The sequence below is a fragment of the Phenylobacterium sp. genome, assembly GCF_028290885.1.
GTDB lineage: Bacteria > Pseudomonadota > Alphaproteobacteria > Caulobacterales > Caulobacteraceae > Phenylobacterium.
The window spans coordinates 1-8,131 of the sequence record NZ_JAQGIZ010000229.1 but is presented as its reverse complement, the minus strand read 5'-3'; the positions used below and the strand labels follow the sequence as shown (position 1 = coordinate 8,131).

The window sequence follows — 8,131 nt, the reverse complement described above, 5'->3', positions numbered from 1 at the left end:
CGTCCAGGCCGTCGAGCCAGGCGAAGGCGTGCTCGGCGGCGCGGGCCAGGGCCGTGCGTTCGGGCGTCTCTTTGGGCATCGGTGTCTCCTCCTGGCGCCCGGAATGGGCGGCGCTGCGCCTGGGAGTCAACCGCGGGGCTCGCGGGATTCGGCCGCCGGACCGGTTGCCAAGCGCGGCGCGGCATGGTCCGTCAGCACGGTCAGCCTTGGGGCGGCGGGAGGAAGCGATGGCCCATTGGCTCGTGAAGTCGGAGCCCAACAAGTACAGTTTCGAGGACCTGCGGCGCGACGGAAAGACCATCTGGGACGGCGTGCGCAACAACGCCGCGGCGCTGCACCTGAAGGCCATGAAGCTGGGCGACGAGGTCTTCTACTACCATTCCCAGGAGGGGCTGGCGGTGGTGGGGATCGCCAAGGTGGTGCGCGAGGCCTTTCCCGACCCGACCGACGCCGCCGGCCGTTTCGTGGCGGTAGAGCTCGCACCGGTACGCCCGCTGCCGAAGCCCGTGCCGCTCGCCGACATCAAGGCCAATCCGGCGCTGTCCGGCATGACCATGCTGCGCGAGTTCCGGCTGTCGGTCTCGCCCGTGAAGCCCGACGAGTGGACCGCGATCCTGGAGATGGCCGGGGAGACGCGCTAGGGCCTCCCCCGCCTACCGCTACTTCGCCGGCACGGGATCTGGCCCGGTCCAGGTCCACCCGGCGATCTTCCAATCCTTGGCCGACTTCCTCAGGGCGAAAGTCATCTCGGCCGGCTCGCGCATGGCCACGCCCTTCTGCTTGAAGGTGTAGGTGGCCTCCATGACCACATAGCCGGTCGCCCCCGAGACCACCTCACGTTTCACCGCGCCCAAGGTGACCTTCTCGTCTGTAACGCCGCGCGCCTTGCCGTCCTTCGCCAGGTCCGCGGCCCAGGTCGCGAAGGCCTTGGGACCAACCCACAGATGCGGCGGGGCCTCGTCGATGATCGAGACCGACGGCAGGTGGCTCGCCGCCGCGCCCTTCGCGTCACCCTTGTTGAAGTTGTCGATGAACTGATGGATGGGCGCCTCGAGTTGCGCGTTGGCGGCGAGCGCAACAGACGATGTCGACAACCCCGCCAGGCACACAAGGCCCAGAACTGCAGTCTTCATGAGTTCCTCCCCAGCTTCCTTTTGAAGCGCAGGTCTCATTTATCATCTGACGTTGCCGAAGTCTTCCTAGCCGCCCTCGATCGTCATCTGCGTCTGGATGACCAGGGCCAGCAACTTGCCGCCGGCGTCGGTGATGCGGGTCTGCCAGACGCTGGAGCGGCGGCCGAGGTGCAACGGCGTGGCCTCGCCGGTCACGACGGCGCCGACGGCTGCGCCGCGCAGGAAGTTGGTCTTGCTCTCCAGCGTTGTGGTCCGTGCGCCCGGGGCCAGGTTCAGCGCCCCGCCGATGGCGCCCAGCGCGTCCACGAAAGCCATGCAGGCGCCGCCGTGCAGGATGCCGCCCGCGGTGCAGAGGTCCTCGCGCACGGTGAGCCGGCCGACGACGCGGGTCTTCTCGCGCTCGATGATCTCGACGCCCATCAGGTCGGAGAAGGGCATGCCGGTGGAGGGCTGTGGCGCATCGGCCATGGCGGGTCCGTTTCTCGCTGGCGGCGGGTTGCGGGCCGCAAGCCTAGCCGCCATCTCAGCCGTTCTGAAGGGCGGAAGAGTTACGCTCGCCTTGCCTGCGGACGCCCCAAGGGGTACGGGACGCTCCCTTGAAGACCAGGAGAATTGCGATGGGTTACCGGGTGGCCGTCGTCGGCGCCACGGGCAATGTGGGCCGCGAGATGCTGAACATCCTCGAGGAAGTGAACTTCCCCGTGGACAAGATTCACGCGATCGCTTCGCGCAAATCCATCGGCGTGGAAGTCTCCTTCGGCGACCGGATCGTCCGCTGCGAGGACATCGAGCAGTTCGATTTCTCCAGTGTCGACATCGTGCTGATGAGCGTCTCCGGCGCCTTCTCCAAGGAATGGTCGCCGCGCATCGGCGCCGCCGGGCCGATCGTCATCGACAATTCCTCGGCCTTCCGGATGGACCCGGACGTGCCGCTGGTGGTGCCGGAGGTCAATCCGGACGACGTCGAGTGGGCCGACCGCAAGAACATCATCGCCAACCCCAACTGCTCGACCGCCCAGCTTGTGGTCGCGCTCAAGCCGCTGCACGACCGGGCGCGGATCAAGCGGGTGGTGGTCTCGACCTACCAGTCGGTTTCCGGAGCCGGCAAGGAAGGCATGGACGAACTGTTCGACCAGACGAAGAACGTCTTCGTCCTGGGCGCCACGCCGCCGAAGAAATTCCCCAAGCAGATCGCCTTCAACGTCATCCCGTTCATCGGGACGTTCAAGGACGACGGCTACACCGACGAAGAGCAGAAGATGTGGAACGAGACCCACAAGATACTCGATCCGGACATCGCGCTGACGGTGACCTGCGTGCGGGTGCCGGTGATGGTCGGCCATTCCGAGGCCGTGAACATCGAGTTCCACGAACACCTGGACGAGGACGAAGCGCGCGACATCCTGCGCGAGAGCCCCGGCCTGATCGTCATCGATAAGCGCGACGACACCGGCTACATGACGCCGAAGGAGGCCCAGGGCGAGTTCCCGGTCTTCGTCAGCCGCATCCGCAACGACCCGACCGTCGAGCACGGGCTGAACATCTGGGTGGTCGCCGACAACCTGCGCAAAGGCGCGGCGCTGAACGCCGTGCAGATCGCCGAGCTGCTCCACGAGCGCGGCCTGATCCGCCAGAAAGCCCTCGCTTAAGGACATGTCGCAGGCAGAGCCCGGCGGCGAGTCCCGCCTGGCTCTGGCCGCGGGGATCGGCTGCTACCTCATGTGGGGGATCGTCCCCCTGGTCTTCCAGGCGATGGGAAGGCTCGGGATCTCGCCGTGGGAGATCCTGGCCAATCGCACCGTCTGGGCGCTGCCGATGGCGTTCGTCTTCGTGGTGGCGGCGCGGCAGGGCGGTCAGGTGCGGGCGGCGCTCAAAAATCCCCGCACCATGGCCTGGCTGGCGCTGTCAGCCCTGCTGATCGCCGCCAACTGGTCGATCTACATCTGGGCGGTGAACTCCGGCCGCGTCCTGGAGACCAGCCTCGGCTACTACATCAACCCGCTGATCGCCATGGCCGCCGGCGCGCTGATCTTCAATGAGCGCATCGACCGGCTGGGCGCGCTGGCCATCGCCCTGGCCGCCCTGGGCGTGGCGGTCCAGGCCGTCGCCATCGGCCGCCTGCCGGTGGTCTCCCTGGCGCTCGCGGTCAGCTTCGGCGGCTACGGGATCGTGCGCAAGCGGGTGGCCGCCGCCGCCCAGACAGGCCTCCTGATCGAGTGCCTGCTGCTGGCCGGGCCGGGCCTCGTCTATGTGCTCTGGCTGCAGAGCTCCGGCGCGGGCCACCTGGGCTCCAGCCTGCCAGCGACGGCCTGGCTGCTCGCCTGCGGGCCGGTGACGGCGGTGCCGCTGGTGCTGTTCTCCTGGGCCGCCCGTCGCATCCCGCTGTCGTCGCTGGGCTTCCTGCAGTTCATCGGGCCGACCATCGCCTTCTTCATCGGCGTGGCCCAGGGCGAGGCCTTCACCCCGCTGCGCGCCGCCTCCTTCGCATTCATCTGGGGTGGGGCGGCGGTGTTCGCCTATGGCGCCTGGCGCCGCTCGCGGCCCGAACTGCGGGCCACGGAACTGGTCGAGCCGGCGGAATGATCAAAACCTGACCGAGGCTCGCCGGGAATAAACGCCGAGCGCCCTGCGTCTCATCCGGCAAGAGCAATCGAACCGGCAGGTGAAGCGATGGGCGATCAACCGCACAGGCGGCGTTTTCTGGAGTGTATGGGCTGGGCCGGAACCGGCCTGCTGTGGACCGCGAGCGGCGGGGTGGCGAGTTCGATCACCCTCGACCGGGCCGTGGCGGCGCCCAAGGGGGCCGTGCAGCCGTTCAGCTTCCTGCAGGTGAGCGACAGCCACATCGGATTCACCAAGGACCCCAACCCGGACGCGCGGGCCACCTTCCGCGAGGCGGTGGCGAAGATCAAAGCCCTGCCGGCGAAGCCCGCCTTCATCCTGCACACCGGCGACATCACCCAGCTGTCGAAGGACCAGGAGTTCGACGACGCCGACCAGATCCTCAAGGAGGCCGGCCTCACGGTCTTCCACGTGCCGGGCGAGCACGACATGCTCGACGAGGGAAACGGCGCGGCCTACCTCGCCCGCTACGGCAAGGGCTCGCTGGGCGACGGCTGGTACAGCTTCGACCACAACGGCGTGCACTTCGTGGCGCTGGTCAACGTCAAGGCGCTGAAGGCCGGCGGCATGGGATCCTTGGGCGCGGCCCAGCTGGCCTGGCTGCAGAAGGACCTGGCGGCGCGCTCCTCCTCGACGCCGATCGTGGTCTTCACCCACATTCCGCTCTGGACCATCTACGCCGACTGGGGCTGGGGCACCGACGACGCCGCCCAGGCCATGACGCTGCTGAAGCGCTTCGGCTCGGTCACCGTGCTCAACGGCCACATCCACCAGGTGATCCAGAAGGTCGAGGGCAATGTCGCCTTCCACACGGCGCGGTCCACCGCCTTCCCGCAGCCGGCGCCTGGCCAGGGCCCCGCGCCCGGGCCGCTGAAGGTGCCGGCCGGCCAGCTGCACAGCGCGCTCGGCGTGCGCACGGTCAGCCTCGTGCGCGGCGGCGAACCCCTGGCCGTCGTCGACGCCAGCCTCGCCGCCTAGTCCATCCTCCAGCCCGAAGAGCCCGTCATGTTCGCATACCTGATCCGCCGCACCCCCGTCGCGGTGGTGGCCGCCCTCGCGGCCGTGACGCTCGGCGCCGCAGCGCCCGCGCCGAGCGTCATCACCATCGGCAACTTCACGTTCGCAGCGCCGGTGCTGACCGTGCCGGTCGGGACCACCGTCACCTGGGTCAACGGCGACGACGTCCCGCACACCGTGGTCGCCACCGACAAGTCCTTCCGCTCCAAGGTGCTGGACACCGACGACCGGTTCGCCTTCACCTTCACCCGGGCGGGGACCTACGACTATTTCTGCTCGATCCATCCCCATATGACCGGCAAGGTCGTGGTGAAGGCGCCCTGAGGCAGGAAAGGCATGACCGGCCGCATCCTCCCGTTCGGACCGCTGATGGCCGCCAGGCCCGATCCATCGGGCGCGGCCTTCGTCCTGCCGTTCCGCGCCAAGCCGCCGGCGACGGCGGACGAGACGCCGCTCGACCCCGGCGAGGCCGAGCGGTTCCGCCGCCTGATCCTGCCGCACCTCGACGCCGCCTACAGCTTCGCCCGGTTCCTGTGCCGCGACGCGAGCCTGGCCGAGGACCTGGTGCAGGACGCCTTCCTCAAGGCCTATCGCGGGTTCCGGGGGTTCCGCGGCGGCGAACCCCGCGCCTGGCTGTTCGCCATCGTGCGCACCAGCCACCTGACCTCGGCACGGCGACGGTCCGAGCCGTCGGCCGACCCGGAGGTGCTGGAGGCGATGGCGTCCGACGCCGACACGCCGGAGGCCGCGCTGCTGCGGCAGGGCGAGGTGGACGCGGTGCGCGGGGCCATCGAGTCCCTGCCCGAACCGTTCCGCGAAACCCTGGTGTTGCGGGAGCTGGAAGAGCTCTCCTATCGCGAGATCGCCGAGATCACCTCGGCCCCCATCGGCACCGTGATGTCGCGCCTGGCGCGCGCCCGCACCATGTTGCTGGCCGCCCTGCCGCTTGAGGAGATGGCCCCATGAGCGCCTGCCCGGACAAGGAAGTGCTGCTGCACGGCCTGCTGGACGGCGAGCTCGACGCCGCCAACGCCCAGGCCTGCGAGGCGCACCTCAAGACCTGCCCCGGCTGCGCCCAGGCGTTCGGCGAGCTGCAGGCGCTGAGCGCCAGGCTCTCCGCCCCCGGCGTCGGCTACCGCGCGCCTGCGGCCCTGCGCCAGCGGATCGAGGCCATGGCCGAAGCCCCGGCGCACCGTCGGCGCTTGCGGGCCGCCGCGCCCTGGGCGCTGAGCGGCGCCTTCGCGGCGATCGCCGCCAGTCTGGCCATCGTCAGCCTGCAGCCGAACACGATGGCCCTCGAGGACCAGTTGGTGGCGAGCCATGTGCGCTCGACGCTGGCCGCCCACCTGGTGGACGTCGAGACCTCCGACCGGCACGTGGTGAAGCCCTGGTTCAACGGGCGGATCGACTTCGCCCCGCCGGTGCTCGAGCTGGCGGACCGCGGCTATCCGCTGGCCGGCGGGCGGCTGGACTACGTCGGCGACCGGGTGGTGGCGGCGCTGGTCTATCGGCGCAACCGCCACGTCATCAACCTCTTCGTCTGGCCCTCGAAACCCGGACTGCTTCCGGCGCCCGGACCGGCGATGCGCAGCGGCTATTCGGTGGCCCACTGGCGGAGCGGCGGCCTTGAGTTCTGGGCGGTCTCCGACATCGATCCGCGCGACCTGGAGGCGTTTCATCAAGCCTTCGCCAACCGGATGCTGAGCTGACCCACTGCCGCCCACGGCGTAAAAATGGCCGCGGGTCGGCCGAGCGGGCTGGCGAAACGGCGCGCGGCGGCCGATATCCTGCGGCATGGCTTCCAGCGCCGCACCGGGCGAGCCGCCCCCAGAACCGCACCCGGAACCGCGCCTGTCGCTGCGTGGCCTGCAGAGCGACCTGGCCGGGCCGTTCGACTTCTCCCTGGCGGCCGGCGCCTGCGCGGCGGTCAGCGGCGCCTCGGGCTCGGGCAAGAGCCTGTTCCTGCGGATGATCGCCGACCTCGATCCCAACGAGGGCGAAGTGCGGCTGGACGGTGGGTCGCGGGCGGCCATGGCGGCCCCGGACTGGCGGCGGCAGGTCCCCTATGTGGCGGCGGAATCGGGCTGGTGGCGTGATACCGTGGTCGAACATTTCGCGCCGGAGCGGCTGGACCAGGCCCGCGCGCTCGCAGCCCGGCTGGGGGTAGGCGCCGCCCAGGTGGACGGATCGGTGATCCGCCTCTCGACCGGCGAGCGCCAGCGGCTGGCCCTTGTCCGCGCCCTGGTGCTGGAGTCCCCCGTCCTCTTGCTCGACGAGCCCACCGGCCCGCTCGATCCCGTGTCCGTCGGCCAGGTGGAAGATCTGCTGCGCGAGCGGCTGGCGGCCGGCGCCTCGGTTCTGTTGGTCAGCCACGACCCCGCGCAGGCCGTGCGGCTCGGGGCGGCGCGCTACGTCATGCGCGACCGGCATCTGGCGCCCGCTGCGTGAACGTGATCCCGCTCAGCGCCACCGACCTGGCGATCGCCGCCTCGCTGGTGGCCTTCGACGCCCTGCTTTCGGTGGCGTTGCGGCTGCAGCTGCATCGGCAGGTGCTGTGGGCCTCGGCGCGGATGGTCGTGCAGCTGATCGCGGTGGGCTACCTGCTGCGCGTGGTGTTCGCCATGCATCATCCGGCCGCGACGCTCGCCATCGTGGTGGCGATGGCCGCGATCGCGGCGCGCGAGATCGCCGCGCGGCCGGAGCGCAAGTTCAAGCACGGCGCGGGCCTGGCGATCAGCGCCGGCGGCGTCGCCATCGCCACCGTCGTCACCGTCGTCCTGGCGCTGGCCACCGCGATCCGGCCGCACCCCTGGTACGACGCCCGCTACGCCATCTCCCTGTCCGGCATCATCCTGGGCTCTGTGCTGAACGCCGGCAGCCTGGCGCTCGACAGCCTACTGTCCGGCGTGGAGCGCGAGAAGTCGGCCATCGAGGCGCAGCTGGGGCTGGGCGTCAGCTTCGCCTCGGCCACGGCGCCCATGCTGCGCACGGCGATCCGCCGGGGGCTGCTGCCGGTGATCAACCAGATGTCGGCGGCCGGCGTCATCACCCTGCCCGGCATCATGACCGGCCAGATCCTCGCCGGCCTCGATCCCGTGGAGGCGGTGAAATACCAGATCCTGCTGATGTTCCTGCTGGCGGGCGCAAGCGGACTGTCGGCGCTGATCATCGCCTATGGGGCCATGCGCCGGCTGACCGACCCGCGCCAGCGCCTGCGGCTCGACCGGCTGCGCTAGGGCGAATCGACATTCAGCGCAGCCATAGGACGGCGGCGGCGAGGTGGATGAAGGCCAGGTAGTGGACAGCCCGCCTGTCATATCGCGTGGCGAAGCGGCGGAAGTGCTTGAGCTTGTTGAAGC

11 protein-coding genes and 1 pseudogene are annotated in these 8,131 nt (G+C 69.9%); 9 read left to right on the top strand and 3 right to left on the bottom strand.

What is annotated here, in order from left to right; all coding sequences use genetic code 11:
- Positions 1-227 precede the first annotated feature (227 nt).
- Positions 228-641, top strand: a complete 414-nt coding sequence (locus JWP28_RS15110; protein ID WP_299544139.1) for an EVE domain-containing protein — start codon at positions 228-230, stop codon at positions 639-641.
- A gap of 18 nt (positions 642-659) precedes the next feature.
- Here the strand turns inward: JWP28_RS15110 and JWP28_RS15105 are convergent, their stop codons facing one another.
- Together JWP28_RS15105 and JWP28_RS15100 are read right to left on the bottom strand one after the other, a co-directional pair.
- Positions 660-1,133 carry a nuclear transport factor 2 family protein gene (locus JWP28_RS15105; protein WP_299544137.1) on the bottom strand — a complete coding sequence of 158 codons (474 nt, stop codon included), beginning with the start codon at positions 1,131-1,133 and terminating at the stop codon, positions 660-662.
- Between the two features lie 66 nt (positions 1,134-1,199).
- Positions 1,200-1,601, bottom strand: a complete 402-nt coding sequence (locus JWP28_RS15100; RefSeq protein WP_299544135.1) for a PaaI family thioesterase — start codon at positions 1,599-1,601, stop codon at positions 1,200-1,202.
- 149 nt (positions 1,602-1,750) lie between these two features.
- On the opposite strand from JWP28_RS15100, the gene JWP28_RS15095 reads away from it, so the two are divergent.
- The 8 genes from JWP28_RS15095 (at position 1,751) to fetB (ending at position 8,008) form a co-directional block, all read left to right on the top strand.
- Positions 1,751-2,782 (top strand): aspartate-semialdehyde dehydrogenase, encoded by a 1,032-nt coding sequence (locus JWP28_RS15095; RefSeq protein WP_299544133.1) that lies wholly within the window; start codon positions 1,751-1,753, stop codon positions 2,780-2,782.
- 4 nt (positions 2,783-2,786) lie between these two features.
- Positions 2,787-3,716: an EamA family transporter RarD gene (rarD, locus tag JWP28_RS15090; RefSeq protein WP_299544132.1), complete on the top strand. Its 930-nt coding sequence runs from the start codon at positions 2,787-2,789 to the stop codon at positions 3,714-3,716.
- A gap of 126 nt (positions 3,717-3,842) precedes the next feature.
- Positions 3,843-4,733, top strand: coding sequence for a metallophosphoesterase (locus JWP28_RS15085; protein WP_299544130.1), 891 nt, complete (start codon positions 3,843-3,845; stop codon positions 4,731-4,733).
- A 27-nt stretch (positions 4,734-4,760) separates the two neighbouring features.
- Positions 4,761-5,096 carry a cupredoxin family copper-binding protein gene (locus tag JWP28_RS15080; RefSeq protein WP_299544128.1) on the top strand — a complete coding sequence of 112 codons (336 nt, stop codon included), beginning with the start codon at positions 4,761-4,763 and terminating at the stop codon, positions 5,094-5,096.
- Positions 5,097-5,108: 12 nt separating this feature from the next.
- Positions 5,109-5,738 carry a sigma-70 family RNA polymerase sigma factor gene (locus JWP28_RS15075; RefSeq protein ID WP_299544127.1) on the top strand — a complete coding sequence of 210 codons (630 nt, stop codon included), beginning with the start codon at positions 5,109-5,111 and terminating at the stop codon, positions 5,736-5,738.
- The gene (locus JWP28_RS15070) at positions 5,735-6,481 is read left to right on the top strand and encodes an anti-sigma factor (RefSeq protein ID WP_299544125.1); all 747 of its coding nucleotides are present in this window, start codon (positions 5,735-5,737) and stop codon (positions 6,479-6,481) included. Before JWP28_RS15075 ends, JWP28_RS15070 begins: the two co-directional genes overlap by 4 nt.
- A gap of 85 nt (positions 6,482-6,566) precedes the next feature.
- Entirely contained in the window at positions 6,567-7,220 is a 654-nt protein-coding gene (locus JWP28_RS15065; protein ID WP_299544124.1) for an ABC transporter ATP-binding protein, read from the top strand.
- Positions 7,217-8,008, top strand: a complete 792-nt coding sequence (fetB, locus tag JWP28_RS15060) for an iron export ABC transporter permease subunit FetB (RefSeq protein WP_299544122.1) — start codon at positions 7,217-7,219, stop codon at positions 8,006-8,008. Before JWP28_RS15065 ends, fetB begins: the two co-directional genes overlap by 4 nt.
- Positions 8,009-8,021: 13 nt before the next feature.
- On the opposite strand, the pseudogene JWP28_RS15055 reads toward fetB, so the two are convergent.
- Positions 8,022-8,131 (bottom strand): annotated as a pseudogene (locus tag JWP28_RS15055) (IS5/IS1182 family transposase); the annotation flags it as partial.

Coding starts and splice junctions, on each gene's coding strand:
- JWP28_RS15065 (WP_299544124.1), top strand. CDS start 6,567: ATGGCTTCCAGCGCCGCACCGGGCGAGCCGCCCCCAGAACCGCACCCG.
- JWP28_RS15080 (WP_299544128.1), top strand. CDS start 4,761: ATGTTCGCATACCTGATCCGCCGCACCCCCGTCGCGGTGGTGGCCGCC.
- JWP28_RS15095 (WP_299544133.1), top strand. CDS start 1,751: ATGGGTTACCGGGTGGCCGTCGTCGGCGCCACGGGCAATGTGGGCCGC.
- JWP28_RS15110 (WP_299544139.1), top strand. CDS start 228: ATGGCCCATTGGCTCGTGAAGTCGGAGCCCAACAAGTACAGTTTCGAG.
- JWP28_RS15105 (WP_299544137.1), bottom strand. CDS start 1,133: ATGAAGACTGCAGTTCTGGGCCTTGTGTGCCTGGCGGGGTTGTCGACA.
- JWP28_RS15085 (WP_299544130.1), top strand. CDS start 3,843: ATGGGCTGGGCCGGAACCGGCCTGCTGTGGACCGCGAGCGGCGGGGTG.
- rarD (WP_299544132.1), top strand. CDS start 2,787: ATGTCGCAGGCAGAGCCCGGCGGCGAGTCCCGCCTGGCTCTGGCCGCG.
- JWP28_RS15075 (WP_299544127.1), top strand. CDS start 5,109: ATGACCGGCCGCATCCTCCCGTTCGGACCGCTGATGGCCGCCAGGCCC.
- JWP28_RS15100 (WP_299544135.1), bottom strand. CDS start 1,601: ATGGCCGATGCGCCACAGCCCTCCACCGGCATGCCCTTCTCCGACCTG.
- JWP28_RS15070 (WP_299544125.1), top strand. CDS start 5,735: ATGAGCGCCTGCCCGGACAAGGAAGTGCTGCTGCACGGCCTGCTGGAC.